General features: G+C 44.2%; 17 protein-coding genes. 12 read left to right on the forward strand and 5 right to left on the reverse strand.

Translation table 11 applies throughout. The annotated features are described in order from the left end of the window. Window positions 1–29 precede the first annotated feature (29 nt). On the forward strand, window positions 30–1,865 hold the full coding sequence (glmS, locus tag B3763_RS03660) for a glutamine--fructose-6-phosphate transaminase (isomerizing) (RefSeq protein ID WP_286743797.1): 1,836 nt from the start codon (window positions 30–32) through the stop codon (window positions 1,863–1,865). Here glmS and B3763_RS03665 read toward each other — a convergent pair whose 3' ends face one another. Continuing rightward, window positions 1,866–2,519 carry a 3-hydroxyacyl-CoA dehydrogenase family protein gene (locus tag B3763_RS03665; protein WP_189629088.1) on the reverse strand — a complete coding sequence of 218 codons (654 nt, stop codon included), beginning with the start codon at window positions 2,517–2,519 and terminating at the stop codon, window positions 1,866–1,868. It lies immediately after the preceding gene. A 49-nt stretch (window positions 2,520–2,568) separates the two neighbouring features. On the opposite strand from B3763_RS03665, the gene B3763_RS03670 reads away from it, so the two are divergent. The 3 genes from B3763_RS03670 to B3763_RS03680 are packed head-to-tail and all read left to right on the forward strand — an operon-like array spanning window position 2,569 to window position 4,735. Continuing rightward, the gene (locus B3763_RS03670; protein WP_189629089.1) at window positions 2,569–2,952 is read left to right on the forward strand and encodes a RidA family protein; all 384 of its coding nucleotides are present in this window, start codon (window positions 2,569–2,571) and stop codon (window positions 2,950–2,952) included. A gap of 60 nt (window positions 2,953–3,012) precedes the next feature. Beyond that, entirely contained in the window at window positions 3,013–4,518 is a 1,506-nt protein-coding gene (gene gltX, locus B3763_RS03675; RefSeq protein WP_286743800.1) for a glutamate--tRNA ligase, read from the forward strand. 10 nt (window positions 4,519–4,528) lie between these two features. After that, window positions 4,529–4,735 (forward strand): hypothetical protein, encoded by a 207-nt coding sequence (locus tag B3763_RS03680; RefSeq protein WP_189629091.1) that lies wholly within the window; start codon window positions 4,529–4,531, stop codon window positions 4,733–4,735. Between the two features lie 18 nt (window positions 4,736–4,753). On the opposite strand, the gene B3763_RS03685 is transcribed toward B3763_RS03680, so the two are convergent. Both B3763_RS03685 and B3763_RS03690 read right to left on the reverse strand, forming a co-directional pair. After that, window positions 4,754–8,017, reverse strand: a complete 3,264-nt coding sequence (locus B3763_RS03685) for an FG-GAP-like repeat-containing protein (RefSeq protein ID WP_286743803.1) — start codon at window positions 8,015–8,017, stop codon at window positions 4,754–4,756. A 277-nt stretch (window positions 8,018–8,294) separates the two neighbouring features. After that, on the reverse strand, window positions 8,295–8,864 hold the full coding sequence (locus B3763_RS03690; RefSeq protein WP_286743805.1) for a methyltransferase family protein: 570 nt from the start codon (window positions 8,862–8,864) through the stop codon (window positions 8,295–8,297). A gap of 43 nt (window positions 8,865–8,907) precedes the next feature. Between B3763_RS03690 and B3763_RS03695 the strand changes: the two genes are divergently transcribed. The 5 genes from B3763_RS03695 (at window position 8,908) to B3763_RS03715 (ending at window position 12,595) form a co-directional block, all read left to right on the forward strand. Next, window positions 8,908–9,855: a helix-turn-helix transcriptional regulator gene (locus tag B3763_RS03695; protein ID WP_286743807.1), complete on the forward strand. Its 948-nt coding sequence runs from the start codon at window positions 8,908–8,910 to the stop codon at window positions 9,853–9,855. Between the two features lie 93 nt (window positions 9,856–9,948). Then, window positions 9,949–10,260, forward strand: a complete 312-nt coding sequence (locus B3763_RS03700; RefSeq protein ID WP_189629096.1) for an antibiotic biosynthesis monooxygenase family protein — start codon at window positions 9,949–9,951, stop codon at window positions 10,258–10,260. After that, window positions 10,260–10,868 carry a GyrI-like domain-containing protein gene (locus tag B3763_RS03705; RefSeq protein ID WP_286743809.1) on the forward strand — a complete coding sequence of 203 codons (609 nt, stop codon included), beginning with the start codon at window positions 10,260–10,262 and terminating at the stop codon, window positions 10,866–10,868. The genes B3763_RS03700 and B3763_RS03705 overlap by 1 nt, the downstream gene beginning before the upstream one ends. Continuing rightward, window positions 10,865–11,416: a dihydrofolate reductase family protein gene (locus B3763_RS03710; RefSeq protein WP_286743811.1), complete on the forward strand. Its 552-nt coding sequence runs from the start codon at window positions 10,865–10,867 to the stop codon at window positions 11,414–11,416. The genes B3763_RS03705 and B3763_RS03710 overlap by 4 nt, the downstream gene beginning before the upstream one ends. 57 nt (window positions 11,417–11,473) lie before the next feature. Then, a complete protein-coding gene (locus B3763_RS03715; protein ID WP_286743813.1) occupies window positions 11,474–12,595 on the forward strand; it encodes a glycerate kinase in 1,122 nt (373 codons plus the stop codon). On the opposite strand, the gene B3763_RS03720 is transcribed toward B3763_RS03715, so the two are convergent. Next, window positions 12,592–14,838, reverse strand: coding sequence for a CRTAC1 family protein (locus tag B3763_RS03720; protein WP_286743815.1), 2,247 nt, complete (start codon window positions 14,836–14,838; stop codon window positions 12,592–12,594). The two genes, B3763_RS03715 and B3763_RS03720, sit on opposite strands and share 4 nt — an antisense overlap. Before the next feature lie 68 nt (window positions 14,839–14,906). Between B3763_RS03720 and B3763_RS03725 the strand changes: the two genes are divergently transcribed. From B3763_RS03725 to B3763_RS03735, 3 genes are read left to right on the forward strand one after another with little or no spacing between them, the layout of a single operon-like run. Then, window positions 14,907–16,127 carry an NAD(P)-dependent oxidoreductase gene (locus tag B3763_RS03725; protein WP_286743817.1) on the forward strand — a complete coding sequence of 407 codons (1,221 nt, stop codon included), beginning with the start codon at window positions 14,907–14,909 and terminating at the stop codon, window positions 16,125–16,127. Beyond that, the gene (gene deoC / locus B3763_RS03730; protein WP_286743819.1) at window positions 16,117–16,776 is read left to right on the forward strand and encodes a deoxyribose-phosphate aldolase; all 660 of its coding nucleotides are present in this window, start codon (window positions 16,117–16,119) and stop codon (window positions 16,774–16,776) included. The genes B3763_RS03725 and deoC overlap by 11 nt, the downstream gene beginning before the upstream one ends. Continuing rightward, on the forward strand, window positions 16,766–17,035 hold the full coding sequence (locus tag B3763_RS03735; protein ID WP_229838527.1) for an acylphosphatase: 270 nt from the start codon (window positions 16,766–16,768) through the stop codon (window positions 17,033–17,035). The genes deoC and B3763_RS03735 overlap by 11 nt, the downstream gene beginning before the upstream one ends. Here the strand turns inward: B3763_RS03735 and B3763_RS03740 are convergent. Beyond that, the gene (locus tag B3763_RS03740; protein WP_286743821.1) at window positions 17,032–17,541 is read right to left on the reverse strand and encodes a hypothetical protein; all 510 of its coding nucleotides are present in this window, start codon (window positions 17,539–17,541) and stop codon (window positions 17,032–17,034) included. The genes B3763_RS03735 and B3763_RS03740 overlap by 4 nt on opposite strands. Window positions 17,542–17,554 lie beyond the last annotated feature (13 nt).

The following is a 17,554-nucleotide window of genomic DNA, read 5'->3' on the forward strand; positions in this document are numbered from 1 at the left end:
GATTTTTATTACTTTTCAAAAAAAATCTCATGTGCGGAATTGTTGGATATATAGGTCATAGAGAAGCCTATCCTGTTATTATTAAGGGGCTTCAGAGATTAGAATACAGAGGATATGACAGTGCAGGGGTTGCCCTTTTAGATGGCGACCTTAATGTATATAAGAAACAAGGTAAAGTAGCTACTCTACATGATTTTGCTAAGGATAAGCCTCTTGGGGCTAAAGTAGGTATTGGGCATACCCGATGGGCTACTCATGGGGCTCCGAGCGATCATAATGCACACCCACATGTTTCTAACAGTGGAAAGCTGGTGATGATTCATAACGGTATTATTGAAAACTATGCCGCAATCAAAACTGAACTTACCAAAAAAGGCTACACTTTTAAAAGTGAAACCGACTCCGAAGTTTTTATAAACTTTATAGAAGACATCTATCAAAATACACAGGTAGATTTGGCCGAAGCGGTGAGACTCGCTTTGACTAAAGTAATTGGTGCCTACGCTATTGTAATACTTTCTACAGAAAATCCTGACCTGGTGATAGCTGCCAGAAAGGGGAGCCCGTTGGTGGTAGGTTTAGGTAAAAATGAATTCTTCCTTGCTTCTGATGCAACGCCTATAATTGAGTACACAAATGAAGTAGTTTATCTGGATGATCAGGAAATAGCCATTATTGAAAACAACAACCTTACTATAAAAAATATTGAGGATGTTGAAATGAAGCCCTATATCCAAAAAATAGATATGGAGCTTGAGGCTATAGAGAAAGGCGGATATGAGCACTTCATGCTAAAAGAAATTTTTGAGCAGCCTAGATCTATTGGTGACTGTTTAAGGGGAAGACTAAATGCCAACGAAGGTCATCTTCACCTGGGAGGTATTCAAGATTATATCAATAAAATCACTAATGCCGATCGCATTCTGATTATTGCTTGTGGTACCTCTTGGCATGCCGGTTTGGTGGCCGAGTATATTTTCGAGGAATTTTGTAGAATACCTGTAGAGGTAGAATATGCCTCAGAGTTTAGGTATAGAAATCCTGTGGTGGGTGAAAAAGATGTGGTTATTGCTATATCTCAGTCTGGTGAAACTGCCGACACTTTGGCGGCAATTGAACTGGCCAAGAGTAAAGGAGCTACCATTCTGGGAGTTTGCAATGTTGTTGGAAGTTCAATTCCAAGAGCTACACATGCCGGAAGCTATACACATGCAGGTCCGGAAATAGGTGTAGCAAGTACCAAAGCATTTACGGCCCAAATCTCTGTGCTTGCCATGATGGCTTTAATGATTGCGCACAAAAAAGGGGCTATTAAAGAAAGCGTTTACAGAAACTTATTGCTGGAGCTCGATGCTATACCTGATAAGGTAGCTAAATGCCTTGATCTTAACCCACAGATTGAAATAATTTCAGAGAAATTTAAGAACGCCACCAACTTCTTATACTTGGGTAGAGGCTATAATTTCCCGGTGGCTCTGGAAGGGGCGTTGAAGCTCAAAGAAATTTCATACATACACGCAGAAGGGTACCCGGCTGCTGAAATGAAACACGGACCTATTGCGCTTATTGATGAAAATATGCCGGTGGTGTTTATTGCGACCAAAGATGGCTCATACGAAAAAATTGTTTCTAACATTCAGGAAGTAAAAGCCAGAAAGGGGCAGGTTATTGCTGTGGTTACCGAAGGAGATACAGAGATAGGATCAATGGCCGATCACATCATTGAGGTGCCGGCTGCTCATGAAGCGCTTATGCCTCTAATTTCTGTAGTGCCACTACAGCTGCTAAGCTATCACATAGCTGTAATGAGAGGCTGTAATGTAGATCAGCCCAGAAATCTGGCCAAGTCGGTAACAGTAGAATAACTAACTTAAGAGATATTCACGTTTGAGGAGAGGGCATATTTTGTACCTCTCTTCTTTTGTGTCTTCATAAATAGCTTCCAGCACCTCATACACATGGTTTATACCCATGCGTTTCACCCATTCAAAAGGGCCATAAGGGTAGTTTGTTCCGAGCTTCATCCCTTGGTCTATATCTTCTCTAGAGGCAGTCCCTTCCTGTACGGTATAAAAAGCTTCGTTTATGATCATACAGACTACCCTTGGGGTAACCATCCCTACTCTGTCTTCTACTATCTCATAGTCGGTATGTAAGGCTTCGCACAGTTCCTCTAACTTTGGACGATTATCAAGAAACGAAACCTCTAAAATCGATCGGTTAATAAAGGTTGGAAGCCCATTGAAACCAAAAAGATTGCATTTTACTTCTTCTTGAAAATAGGCCATTTCAGCAAGGCTAATCTTAGGACTATTCACAAACAAATTGAGTCCCTCCATGCCAGCATATACTTCAAAGTTCTCTGGTTCCTGATCCAGTGAAAAATCGAATATTATGTCCGAGGCACTGATTAATTCATGCGATGGTAGTGTTTCGCTCAGGGTTATTTGGTGTTCATTGCCAAACTTTTCATTGAACTCGGCAAATTCAGAGGGTTGGCCTACGACAAGAAGTTTCATAAATAACTAATTTGGCACAAAACTATTGATTCTCTAAAACTAAACGAATATGTCTAAAAAGATCATTATTAGCGATCAGGCTCCTGCACCAATTGGCCCTTATAGTCAGGCTGTAAAAGCAGGTAACATGCTTTTTGTTTCAGGTCAAATTCCTTTCGATCAGGTAACCGGAGAAATGATAAACGAAAATATTACCGAAGAAACCCATCAGGTGATGAAAAATATTGAAGCCATTCTTTCACAAGCAGGCATGACATTTAAAAACGTTGTAAAGTGCAGCATCTTCATTAAAGATATGAACCAGTTTGCGACTATAAACGAAGCTTACGGGCAGTATTTTAAGGCCGATCCTCCGGCACGCGAAACTGTAGAAGTGGCCAGGTTGCCTAAAGATGTTAATGTAGAAATCTCCTGCATTGCCGTAGACCTTTAGGCTTTAAAAGGTTGTTGGCCAAAGACTTTATATATTTGCGGCCTAATTGAAGAATAGATCATGAGTGTAAGAGTACGTTTTGCCCCTAGTCCAACCGGGGCACTACATATTGGTGGAGTAAGGACAGCTTTGTACAATTACCTTTTTGCTAAAAAGCATAAAGGAACTTTTATTCTGAGAATAGAAGATACTGACCAAACCCGCTTTGTACCGGGAGCAGAGGCCTACATCGAAGAATCGCTGAAATGGGCCGGTATTGTGCCCGATGAAGGTGTAAGCTATGGTGGTAGTTTTGGCCCCTACCGTCAGTCGGAGCGAAAAGAGACCTATCTAAGTTTTGCTCAGAGACTGGTGCAAGAAGGTAAAGCCTACTATGCCTTTGATACACCAGAGGAGTTGGATGCCATGCGCGAACGCCTAAAAGAAGCTCGCGTAGCCAACCCTCAGTACAATGCTGTAACTCGCATGCAAATGACCAATTCGCTTACACTCAGCGAAGAAGAAACGCAAGCCAGAATTGATGCAGGTGAGCCATATGTAATACGGGTAAAGCTGCCGAGAAATGAAGATGTTCGTTTCAAAGACATAGTGCGTGGTTGGGTAGTGGTTAACACAGCAACTTTAGATGATAAAGTGTTGCTGAAGTCTGATGGCATGCCAACCTATCACTTGGCTAACATTGTCGATGATCACCTAATGGAAATCTCACATGTTATCCGTGGAGAAGAGTGGCTACCTTCTGCTCCATTGCACATTATGCTCTATCAGTACTTTGGCTGGCAGGCTCCGGAATTTGCCCATTTACCGTTGTTGCTAAAGCCTGATGGGAATGGCAAGTTGAGTAAAAGAGCTGCCGATCAGTTAGGTTTCCCTATTTTTCCGCTCAACTGGCAAGACCCCGATACCGGAGAACTTTCTGTGGGCTTTAGAGAAGCGGGCTATCTTCCCGATGCGTTTATCAATTTCCTGGCCCTTTTGGGTTGGAATCCGGGTGGAGAGAAAGAATTGTTCAGCATGAATGATCTGATTGATGCCTTTAGCCTTGAGAAAATTAATAAGGCCGGGGCAAAGTTCGATATCGAAAAGGCCAAGTGGTTCAACCAACAGTACCTTAAGTTTATGGATGAGAATGATCTTACGGCCCGGTTTCTTGAACTGCTAGATCGAGAAGTTGAGCCCGACAGAGCAAAAGCAATTGCGGTATCTCTTAAAGAAAGAGTTACCTTCATTCAAGAAATGCCTGAAGCAGGTCGTTTTTACTTTGAAGCCCCTAACACTTACGATGAAAAGGTGGCCCGTAAAAAGTGGAGTAATGAAGCTGCCGAAAAGTTGACCGAGTATGTGCAAGCACTCAAGGAGGAACAGACATTAGATGCCGGGGTGGCCAAGGAAACGCTTCAGAAAATACTGGAGAAAGACGGAACACCCATTGGTAAAGTAATGCCTGCGTTGCGATTGGCTCTTACCGGACAGGCCGGAGGCCCTGATTTAATGGAAATAGTGGCATTGCTCGGAGCCGATGAGGTGTCAGAGCGTATAAAAAAGGCAGCCGATGTATTGAAATAGAACTAGAGTTATGGCTAAAAAGAAACAACAAGATAAGCCCAAAGTAGCCAAAGAGCTGGAAGGGTTAGAACTAAACATCGATTCGTTTGGCGAAATACAGAAAAGTCTGCCAATTGATAAAATCAATGAGTTTCTGAATAAGAAGGTAGACGATAAAAAATTACGAGACAGGGATGACCTGGACGAAATTAAAGGGAAAAGTGATGAAGAGGAATAGCCTGCGCTATTCCTCTTTTTATTTTAGCTCTCTAACATAAAGGGTGTCATTGTTTACTCCATGAACAACTACCTTTCTGTCGCCAATTTCCAAGAGCACAGCATTCTTAATGTCGCCTAATGCCCGGTATTCACTGTTGCTGACTAGCTCGAATTCCTTTAGGTTATCATTATATCGTATTTCGAAACCTCTACTGGCATCGTATTGCCCTACTGTTACTTCAGTGGAGTAATTGTTTCCACTCAAATAGTATCGATTATCCTTCTTGATTATTTTTTGAAGTGGAGCTATTTGAGTGGCCAAAGGAAGCTCTACGGAGCGGAAACCCTTGCCATTGCCCATAAAAGCAGTGTGCTTAAAAGTATATACATGACGCGTGTAGGCGTCAGATCGCAGATTTTCAGGTACAATCTCATTGAAATTGGCCTGAGCAAAAGGTTCATGTTTAAGGAAGCGCTTTTTAAAGGAAACCACCTGAGCCTCCAGCGTACTTTTGGAGTGCAAGAGATGCTGCTCACCGTTAATGTAGCAACTCATAATAGCGTCAATCATTCCATTGCGATCGTAGTCTTTGGCATAGACACTCAAGGGTTCGTTGGGCGATACCTGATATTTAGTGTTAAGCCCCAGATTTCCGGCTAGTATGTCAGGGTAGCCATTACCATCAACATCATCTACCCAAACGGTATTCCACCAACCGGTGGATTTTTCTAATCCGTATGTACTGGTTTTGTTGGAGAACTCTCCGTTTTCTTGCTCAAAAATAGTCACAGGCATAAACTCGCCTACCAGGACTAAATCATGCGTCCCGTTTCCGTCAATATCGGCCCATTGAGCATCTCTTACCATGCCAATGTTTCTGAGCTCGGGAGCCAGGCTATCGGTTACATCAAAAAACCTTCCTTTTTCATTTCTAAGCAGGTATGAGGTTCCGGGAAGCGGGTATTCCCTTGGGCTGAGGGCTCCACCCACAAACAGATCAAGATCTCCATCATTGTCAAAGTCCGCAGCTCTGACCACAGACGAGCTCGTAAGCATAGATGGTAAATTGTTGGATAAACTAAAGTTACCTTTGCCATCATTGAGGTAGAGCCGGTCTTGGTATACAGGGCTATTTTTATTGAATTCATTGCTTCCGGAGCAAACATATAAGTCCAAATCTCCATCGCCATCGGCATCAAAAAACAGGGCGTCCGTATCTTCAGACGGTTGGCCAAGGGCAAGTTCTTTTGTTACGAATCGGCCATTGTTTTGGATGAACAAATAGTTGGGGAGATTAGACGAGCCACCAATAAACAGATCATCCAGTCCATCTCCATTTACATCGCCCACAGCCATGGCAGGCCCTTGCTGAGAGAGCCTATGGGGTAGTAGGGGTTCATAGTAAAAGTCTACATAGTCATTTTCTTTGGCTATATGTCCAAGTCCAAACTCCAAAGCCTGGTTGCCTGTTGTTAGCTGTATTGCCTTTGGGACGTCACCAGCTTTGGCTTGGGTAATATCGAACGTTGCAGTGCTGTTTGTTTCTACTTCTCGGCTTTCTTTAAGCCCATTGGGCCACGTTACTTCTATAGTAACTGGAGCTGTGTTTTTTCCAAGACCAAAATGAATGATTGGGCTTAGAGTAGAAAGGTAACCTCTTGTTTTAGACTGATAATGAGATTGTTGCACATTGCTTTGCCGAATCACTATTTTGGCACCAATGCCCTCAGGGTTTTTCTCTGTGCCTTCCAGTTTTACCTTCACGTAGTTTGGTTTTTCCGGGGTATCATTTAAGGTGTTCTTATAGATGTGAGCCACGTCATCTATGTTAGATATAGCTAAGTCAAGGTCTCCATCATTGTCCAGGTCGGCATAGATCATACCATTGGACCAGGTTGGTGCGCTCAGCCCCCATGTATCGGTAGCTTTGGTAAAGGTGAGGTCTCCGTTATAAGCATAGGCATAATTGGGCAGCTTTATGTCGTTGGTTTTTTGCACAATGGCTAGAGCTACTTCGTCCGGGTCGTTGCCTTTTTCCTTGGCCAACTCCAGTTGTTCTCGAACATAGTTCCTGAAATCAAAATCAGTTACATTTCTTCTAAAACCATTGGTTATAATCAGATCCTTCTGTCCGTTGGCATCATAGTCGGCAAACACCGGAGCCCAGCTCCAGTCGGTTTCATGAATTCCGGCAAACTGACCAATTTCGGCAAAGCCCGTTTCTGCTTTGTTAAGTTGGAGTGTATTGCGCATAAACTGAGGAGTATAGCCCTCTTTAATGGAAAGGTTAAAAAAATCGAAGGCCATAGGGCCAAGAATCTTCTTCTGCCGGTAATTGTCTTCGGGCATCATGTCCACCTGAACTATATCGGGTAGCAGGTCATTGTTAAAGTCTTGTACATCGACCCCCATTCCAAACTGGCTAGTGTGTTTCAGATAGTCTTTGGCACGGTCAGTAAAGGTGCCGTCACCATTGTTAATGTACACTATGTCATCGAACAAAAAGTCATTACTCACATAGATATCAGGGTAAAGGTCATTGTTAAAATCATTGATGGCTAATCCCAGGCCATAACCTTCAACCAGTATTCCGGCCTCCAGTGTTACGTCTGTAAACCGGCCGTTGCCATCGTTGCGAAACAACTTATCATTAGAAAGTGAGCTGCCATCAACAATTTTTTTGTTTACCAGCTTTAGATCGGTGCCTTCATTGTTGCCATAAGTGAGAAGATACATGTCCAAATCACCATCCAGATCATAGTCGAAGAAGGCGCTGTGAGTAGAATAACCATCGTCTGCTAGCCCATACTCTTCGGCTTTTTCTACAAAGGTTAGGTCTCCCTGATTTATGTAGAGGAGGTTTTTGCGCTTGGACTTGTTCGGTCCGGAGACAGCAATATACAGGTCTTGAAAGCCATCTTCGTTGATGTCTACCACCGAAACTCCATTGCACCATACATTGGTTGTCAGTCCCGCGGCTTCCGTTATATCTTCAAACTCAAAATTACCCTTATTGAGATACAACTTGCTCGAAACCATGTTGCCAGTAAAGAACAGATCTTCCAAACCGTCATTGTTGAAATCGCCAACGGCCACACCCCCTCCATTATAAATCGGGGCAAAGTTCATCAGGTTTATCTCTTTGGACTCCTGCATTACATTGTTGAAGTTGATGCCTGTTTCATTCGCGGGTAAAAGCTCAAACAATGTGGGTTGCTCTTTTTCGAACTGCCGGCCACAAGAAACCAGCAATATAAGGAGCAGAATGGGTGCGTTACATTTCAAAAAATGCAGTCTCATAAATACCTATTTAGCAGTAGATTAAACAAAGGTTCTAAATTGGTTCAATATTGCCAAGAGTAATTAAATCAGTGGTTGGCCAAGGGTTAAACCTAGTGGTCTTTTTCGTTCATTTCAGTAACCACTCGCCAAATTGTGCCTAAAAGCATTAGGGAAAAGCCAACGATAAACATGCCCGACCTGTAATTGGAAGCCACCGGTGAGAGGTGCCTGCTTACTATTCCTAAAAGAACAATGAAGAGGCCGCTGAAGGCTACGTACGTAAATAGTTTTTGCTTCAAAATGGATTGATTATACGAGGAAAGAGGGCCGGAACCTTTTCCTTGTATTGTTCATATTGGTGGCCATAAGCTTCGGTCAGCTTTTTTTCTTCCCACCGAATTCCGAAAGGAAGGTAAATAATAAGTGCCACCAGAACAACCAAACTACTGAACAAAGGATTGAACAAGACATAGCCAATAGCTATTAGGAGGCTCCCCAGATAGAGTGGGTGGCGTACTTTGCTTTGTATGCCTGTTGTTACCAGCTGCGAATACTCACTTTTTTTAAGGCCAATAAATTCACGAAAACTATATGCTCTAAAAGCTCTTTTTATAATAAAGAGTCCGGTTGCTGCGAGCATCAGACCCAAGTAGTTGCTTACTGCACCGGGGGCAAACATGAGCATTGTATAAATCATGGCACTTATGAACAACAGTATGATAAAAAGAACCGTACTGATAAAAGTGTAAAGAAGCCGGTAGGTTCTGTTGCCTAATTTTGTAAGCTGCTTTACCCGCTTAGAGGCCAGGGCACTGTGCATTCCATAATACCCAAGCCAAAGTAGCAATAATGTCAGGTGCTCCATCCACATGGGGCAATGATAAGTATATTTTTTATGTTTATGCGGAATGAATAGGATTGACAGACTAACGGCTATTCTCATACAGTTGCAGAGCAAGAAGCTCATTACGGCACAAGAAATAGCCGATAGGTTCGAGATTAGCCTGCGCACGGTTTACAGAGATGTGCGGGCCTTAGAAGAGGCCGGTGTGCCTATTGGGGCAGAGGCAGGCAAAGGCTATTTTATTATGGATGGCTATCACTTGCCTCCCGTTATGTTTTCTACAGAAGAAGCCAATGCTCTGGTTTTGGGAGCAAAATTAATCGAAGGTCAAACCGATTTGTCTATAAAGCAGCACTTTTCAGAAGCTATGCTCAAAATAAAATCGGTGTTGAAAAGTGGTCAGAAGGAAGAACTTACCCGGCTGGAAGAACAGATTAGGGTCAACCAGAGTCCTTCCATAACCGATGAATCGTTTCCTAACAACTTCATGGCTACAATTCAAAAAGCCCTCACCAGAAAACAGTTGCTCAGATTTAAGTACTATTCCAATTACAATGGAGCCATGAGCGAACGCGAGGTAGAGCCTATGGGGCTTGTGTTTTACGGTAACAGCTGGCACCTTTTGGCCTATTGCAGAATAAGAGAAGCCCCCAGAGATTTTCGGGTCGATCGGTTGGTGAAACTTGAAGTCCTGCCCGATAGTTTTGAACCGAGAGCTCCACTCAGCGAGTTTCTCAATCAACTCATGCATGGTACAGAGTTGGATGAAGTAGTCATTCAGGTTCAGAGAAAGATAGCCAGGTACATTGTCAACCAAAAATTCTATCAAGGCTTTGTGAGCGAAGAGGACAAAGGAGACTGGCTTGAAATGAAATTTTTGGTACCATCGCTCGATTTCTTTTCCCGGTGGTTGGTCTCGTTGGGCGATGCCGTGCGTATCATTAGCCCAAATAAGCTATTGCTCATTATGCAAGAAAGAGCAAGAGAGCTACAGGCCAACTACTCTGCCTAAACCGAAGTAAATTCTTTCTGATTTTATATTTTTCTTAACCCTACTGACATAAGGCTGTCACTGGTGCGGACTTACTTGCTCAAAAAACACAAAATGAGCAAAGAACACATCAAGGAGATAGTCATCTATCGCATTAAGCCCCAAAGATCAAAAGATTTTATGGAGAAAGGCCTGCCCGAGCTTAGGCAAATAGCCAAGGGCTTTACGGGAATGGTTAGCCACACAACCCACCAATGTGTTGGACAACCTGAGTTGTTCATCGATGTGGTGGAGTGGGAGTCTTTACACTATGCAGAAGAAGCCGCCAAACAAATGGATGCAAAAATGAAGGCGGGAGAGGCTCCGAACATGATCGATACCTACGAGAAAACCGAATTTTTCAATCACTTTAAAATCATCCATTAATGTTAGTTTCAGAGAAAATCAATTTGGCCAAAACCTATCCTGAGTATTATACGGCCAATCAAAAGCCCAAAATTGTCAACTTAGAACCATACCATTATCTCAGTATTCAGGGGCAATCGGCCCCCGAGTCCCCAATATTTTTAGATGCAATGGGACAGTTATACAGCCTAGCCTATCGGGTCAAGTCAATCTGCAAAGAACAAGATCTGGATTTTGTGGTGCCCAAATTGGAGGGGGTTTGGTGGGTAGAAGGCCACACCTCCTATGAAAATACACCAAGGAGCCAATGGCATTGGAAGTTGTTGCTGCGTATGCCCGATTTTGTGGGTGGTTCCGATGTAAAAGAGGCCATGGCCATGCTGATCAACGATCAGAAGATTCCGGAAAATCATCGATTGCTGTGGGAGGAAATACACGAAGGGCTCTGTGTACAGATGCTGCATACAGGCTCTTATGAAAACGAAAAGGCAACGGTAGAGAAGCTGATACAGTTTGCTAAAAGGGAGGGGTTCGATGTGGTTGGAAAACACCATGAGATATACCTCTCAGACCCCAGAAAAACAGAGGAGAGTAAATTGAGAACCATTATTAGATACGCAATACAATGAGAAAAATAGTTGCTTACATAGCCATTAGCCTGGATGGTAAAATTGCCGACTCAGACTTTGGGGTAGAGTGGCTTGATCAGGTACCCAACCCCGAGCATACAGACTATGGATATGCTGATTTTTTTGCAGGCATTGAAACCACCATCATGGGAAATAGCACATACAGACAGGTGTTGGGGTTTGGGCAGCCATTTCCCTATGCCAGCAAGACCAACTATGTACTAACCAGAGATCGCTCTCAAGAGAGAGATGAAAACGTAACCTTTATTTATGAAGATCCGGTAGCAGCTATAGGTCAAATAAAGGCGCAACCGGGGAACAACATTTGGTTAATTGGAGGGGGGCAGGTAAATAGCTTGTGCCTGGAGTCTGGGTTGTTAGATGAGCTTATTGTATTTGTTATGCCTGTTGTGGTTGGAAAAGGTGTGTCGTTGTTTTCCGATGAGCGCCATATGCGCCTGTTGGAACTTAAGGAAACGAAAAGTTATCAGTCGGGTGTAGTAGAGTTGCGCTATACCGTGAGCTCACAATTAGCCCCGGAATCTTAAAGTTCATATAGGTTTTGCCTGCCCGCTTCAGTAGATTGAGCATTCAGAAAACTGAAGATGAAGGTAATTCTCTGTCCCGATAAGTTCAAAAGCTCCCTCACTGCTGAAGAGGTTTGCTCGGCCATGGCAAAGGGCGTTTGCACCGTTGTTCCCCAGGCAGAAATAGTGCGTATGCCTTTGGCCGATGGTGGAGAGGGAACGTTAAGTGTCTTGGAGTCCAACCTCAACGCTGAGCGAATCTGTGTTGAAGTGTCGGGCCCGCTGTTTAGACCTGTATTAGCCCACTACCTGCTAAAAGGCAACAGGGCCTATATAGAAATGGCCGAAGCCTCCGGCCTGCCACTGCTCAAAACTTTCGAGCGCTCCGCCATGAACACTTCTACCTATGGCACGGGCGAACTTATTGCCCATGCCATTGGCCGAGGAGCCAAGGAGGTGTTTGTGCTCATTGGCGGTAGTGCTACCAACGATGGTGGCTGCGGGATGGCTGAGGCTCTCGGAGTGCGTTTTTTGAGCCATGGAGGAAGGAATCTGACGGCCATCAGGGGGAAAGATCTTGCACGCATTAAACAAATAGATACCACGGCATTAAGTGCTTATAAGGACATTACCTTTGTTGTGCTTTCAGATGTGCGCAATCCATTAACAGGGCCAAATGGGGCTACACATGTGTTTGCTCCACAAAAAGGAGCCGGTGTGGCTGAGATGGAGCATCTGGAGAAAGGATTCCTAAACCTGGCCGCTTGTCTTGGCAATGGCCTGGAAGATCAGCCGGGGGCTGGAGCGGCCGGTGGCCTGGGCTATGGCCTAATGAGTTTTCTTGGGGCCGAGATTCGATCAGGAGTAAATACACTCCTGCATATGCTCAATTTTTCGGAGCAACTCGATTCTGCAAACCTCATATTGACGGGTGAGGGAAAGTTAGATCACCAGACCATGTCGGGGAAGGTGGTTGCAGGAGTGGTAGAGGCAGTAGGAAATAGAAATATACCAATTGGTATAATATGTGGAATGTGCGAAAACTTGCCGGAAATTAAGAGGGAATTGAGAGCAGACTGGGTGGTTCAACTAAGAGATCAAGCCAGCGGTTTTCGGGATTCTATGACCAACGCGGCCAGATATGTGCAACAAGCAGCCGCTCAAATTGCTAAAGAATGGCGCTCCGGAGCTGATAATTAATGTTTTGCCGAATGATTTGGGAGGGCTCCCGGCCATTGTACCGGAGTTATGGTTATGGGCTGCAACTCAGCCTTACCTTCAATAATTTTCACGAACTGATTTACTCCCACATTCTTAAATAACTGTTGTTCTCCTGTGGCAGGCCATGTCACTTTCAGCTCGCTAATACTTGTGGCAGTACCAAGCCCCACCTCCAGTCTGTAACTGTTCGCTCCAAAGCTGGCTCCGCTAGATACCACCCTAAAAATCTGCTGGCCTGTTGAGGTGGTGATTTGCACCCTGGTACCTATAGCTACTTTGTTAGAGGTTTTTCCTTCCAGACTAATGTTTATCCAATTTGTGTTTTTTAGAGGATTAATGAGCAGCTGATTTTGATACACATCGCCCTCATGTGCACCGCCCATGGTTATATACACATCCTCATCGCCATCGTTATCAATGTCTCCCCAGCTTACCCCATGTCCTTTTTGAATATTTGAGAATCCGCCTTCGTAGGTTACCTCTTCAAAGTATTTCCCGCCCATATTCAGAAACATGCGGTTGGGAATAATGCTTTCAAAGTTGGGGTCTCCTGTTCCAAAATAGATGTCCAGATAGCCATCATTGTTTAGGTCGCCATAGTTAAATCCCATGCCGTAAATGGTGTGCTTCATTTTTCGCAGAGCCGTCACATCAGTAAAAGTACCGTCACCATTGTTTTCATAGAGCCGAGGCAAGGCGGCAACGGGTTCATTGCCCAACATTTCTGTCAGAAACTCATGAGGAAGGGGCTTGCCGGTAGAGGTATATCCACAAACCAGTAAATCTTCAAACCCATCATTGTTGTAGTCAAAAGCGGCTACAGGAAAACTCTCAATGGGCTCTAACATGCCCAGAGGTTTGGCCACATTTTCAAACTTTAAGTTCCCTCGGTTCATCAGAAATATGTTTTCTCCCTGATTTACCGAAAGGTACAAGTCAGTCAATTGATCGTTGTTGGCATCAAAAGCCACAACACCTTTAATCATTTCTATAAAGTCCAGCCCCAGGTCGGCCGCAACGTTTTTGAAAGTTCCATCGCCCTGATTCAGATAGAACTCAGCTCTGTGTACCCTTTTGGGGTCGGCTGTTTTAGGCATGCCCGGAGGAATAAACGATTCGTTGCCAATAAATACATCGAGCCAGCCGTCTTTGTTGAAATCGGCCCAGGCCGCGGTTTGCGTAGGGTTGAAAGAAAGCAGCCCTGCCTCCTGGGTTACATCGGTAAAGGTGCCGTCTCCGTTGTTTCTGAGCAAGGAATTGGGGTGTTTTCCCCAGGGGCCAAACCAGCCGCCTCGCAGCACAAATATGTCTATTAAGCCATCGTTGTTATAGTCGGTTTGTTGGCAGTTTAGCCCACCTACCAGTCCTGTAAGTCCTGCTTCTTTGGTTCTGTCTATAAAACCACCCTTGCCATCGTTCACAAAAAAGCGCATTTGATCTTCCGGAGTAAACCCGCTTGAGGTTACTACCAAATCCAGATAGCCATCGCCCGTGAAGTCTTCCATTATTGAGCCTCCGGCTATGCCCGATACAGCTACATTCAATTGTGGTGCATAATCCTCAAAGCGATCAATGAGTGATTTAGAAGCAAATGCTTTTTCAGGAATCAAATAAGACTTAGGTACTTCATGGGGGTAGGCTCCTATGGTTTGATAACACAAATTGAGTAGCCACACAAGCTCAAGGTCTTCGGGATAATCTTTTAACAGGGGCTCTATAATTTCTATGGCCCGTTGAGAGCCGGAAGGGTCGATATGAACGCCATCACCGGCTACGGGCAGAATACAAGAGGCAGCCGTATGGTTAATCAGGCAATTGGTTTGTTCACCCAACCGAATATAGGCCACTGCCTCGAGCCGTTTGAAGAAATAATCCCACTGAGGAGTTAGTGCTTTACTTTCTGAAGCCAGCTCGTTCCTAAACTTTTCAATTTCCAGAATGGCTTTTTCCGTATTGCCACTGTTCATTGTCTCACGCACATACCAATAGCTGTAAGAGACATAATCATCGAAACTTCTTTTAAAACGTTGTCTTAGCGAATCATAGGCTGCTGCCCGCTTGGCATTGTAGTAGTAGGTAATATCGAGTGCCCTCACCTCGGCATGGCGTTCTTCCAACAAGTCCAGCATGTACTGGTTTTCTGTGGCTGTTTCCGTAGGGTTGGAATCACAGGCCAAGAGCAACCAAAACGAAAAAGAAAATAATAAGGTCAGACTCCTCATAGTCTTAAAGATAGAGAAATATTAATTTGGCAAACAGAATAATCGAAGCACAAAACTGAGCAACACGTATGGCGAAGCAATCATTGCAACTGGGCATTATTAAAGAGGGTAAAATTCCAATTGATAGGAGGGTTCCACTTATTCCACAACAAGTTAAGACCTTGTTGGAAACTTATCCGGAAGTTGTTGTCAAATGTCAAAGAAGCGATATTCGGTGCTTCTCCGATGAGGAATATGAGCAGGCGGGTGCTCTTTTGGTCGATGATGTTTCGGACTGCGATATTATTTTGGGAGTAAAAGAAGTGCCTTTGTCTATGCTGGCAAATGGTAAAACCCATTTCTTTTTTTCGCATACCATTAAAAAGCAGGAGTATAACCGAAAGTTGCTCCAGACCATTCTTGAAAAACAAATCAGATTGATCGACTGGGAATGTCTTACCAATAAAAATGGCAAACGTCTAATTGCCTTTGGCCGCTATGCGGGAATCGTAGGGGCTTACAACGGCATTCTTACCTATGGAAAGCGGTTCAACCTCTTTCACCTAAGGCCCGCCCATACCTGTTTCGATCTTGAAGACCTGAAGACTGAGTTCAGGAAAGTAGATTTACCTAAAATCAAGATTATTTTAACCGGAGGAGGAAGGGTTTCTAAAGGAGCGATGGAGGTGCTCGATGGCATGAAAATAAGAAAAGTAAGTCCGGCTGAATTTCTGGAAGAGCATTTTAACGAACCGGTTTATACTCAACTCAACTCCCGCGACTACAATGAGAGAATTGCCGGAGGAATCTTCGATCGAGATGAATTCTATGCTCACCCCGATCGTTACAGGTCCTCTTTTTTACCCTATGCTAAAAAGGCCGATTTGTTGATAGCCGGAGCTTACTGGGATCCGAGAGCCCCGGTGCTATTCAACAAAGAAGATATTTCTGCCAAGGATTTTAAGGTGAAAGTAATAGCCGATATTACCTGTGATATTGAGGGGTCTATACCTTCTACCAAAAAGCCAAGTACCATTGAAGACCCGGTGTATGACTATAATCCAAGCAACGACAGGGTGGAAGAGGCCTTTACAGATGAGGGTAATATTACCGTGATGGCCGTGGATAACCTGCCGTGCGAGTTGCCAAGAAATGCTTCAGAAGACTTCGGAAAGGAATTTCTTGCTCATATAATGCCCAATTTGGTGGGAGAAGACGTAGATGGTATCATTGAACGGGCAACCATTGCCAATGAGGGATCGTTAACTGATCGGTTTAGCTATTTACAAGACTATGTCGATGGAAATTAACCGGTACATAGAACATACTTTGTTAAGCCCCGAACTGACCGCCCGACAGGTGGATGGCTTGATCGAAGAGGCCCTTGAACATAATTTTGCGGGGATTTGTGTGCCGCCTTTCTGGGTGAAAAAAGTAGCCCGAGAGCTTCGGGAAACCTCCATTGGTTTAGTCACCGTTGTTGGGTTTCCGCTAGGATACCAGCAAACAGAAACTAAGCTGAGAGAAATGGAGGTGGCTCTGGAACAAGGGGCCAACGAGCTGGATGTGGTGATGAATATTTCGGCTTTTAAAACAGGAATGCCCTGGACAAAGATAGAGTTGGCTAAATGTGCCCATCAGGCCCACCAGGCCGGGGCAGTTTTAAAGGTCATACTGGAAACGGCCTTACTTTCTGACGATGAAATTATAAAAGCAACTAAACTCTGTGCCGATGCCGGGACCGATTATGTAAAAACTTCTACGGGCTTTGCTTCGGCCGGGGCAAAGGTAGCCCATGTAAGCCTTATGCGTAAAACAGCTCCGGCACATGTAGGGGTTAAAGCTTCAGGGGGCATTAGAAGCTATGCTGATGCCCTTCGTATGATAGAGGCGGGTGCAGATAGAATAGGAACTTCTTCGGGTGTAAAAATCACGAAGGAATATGGAAATGGCGATTAGTATAACTGTAAAAGGGAAGGTGCAGGGAGTTTTTTACAGAGCCTCCTGTCAGAAAAAAGCTCAGGCCTTGGGTGTAACGGGCTGGTGCAGAAATTTGCCCAATGGCGATGTTGAAATTCATGCAGAAGGAAGTGACCAGGCATTAAACCAATTTGTAGACTGGTGTAAGAATGGGCCGGAACAAGCACGGGTGGAGGCCACTTTTACCCATAAAGTAGAAGCAGAGGGTTTTTCTACTTTTGAAATAAGAAGGGCTTAAGCGCTTTTGCTCTTGTAGGCCTGAATTCCTTTGTGCTTGTATACCTTGAGTTCGAAATGCTCAAAAATGGCCACCTTCATTCTGTTCTGAGCGAGTTCAATTCGTTTTTCAGGACTCCTGAAAACGGTAAGCTCAAGGGCGGCTAATATAAAGTTCTTTTTGGTACACAGCTCCTGAGTATAAGCGCAAAAAGCTTCTGTCCAGTCGGTTACGTATTTGTCGTAGTGGCTGCTGCCATCAAAAAGTAATTCCAGTTGGTTATCGCCAATCTGGTAACGGTAAATACCGGCCAGAATATCATATAACTCGTCAAACACGTTTAGTTCTGTGGTCTGGAACAGTCTAACTTGCTCACTGGTGGTATCGGGTAAGCGCAGCGGATTGTACACCAGAAAATAGCCTTCTTTAACGATCTCCATAAGGCGGAGCTGCAAAGAGGCTCGCTGGTCTTTTTGCGCTTGCTTTAAAATGTAATTCTTATCTAGTAAAAATAGTCGGTTGCTCACCGTAAAGTCGTTT

This window comes from Roseivirga sp. UBA1976, assembly GCF_002336325.1.
In the GTDB taxonomy this organism is placed as follows: domain Bacteria; phylum Bacteroidota; class Bacteroidia; order Cytophagales; family Cyclobacteriaceae; genus Roseivirga; species Roseivirga thermotolerans.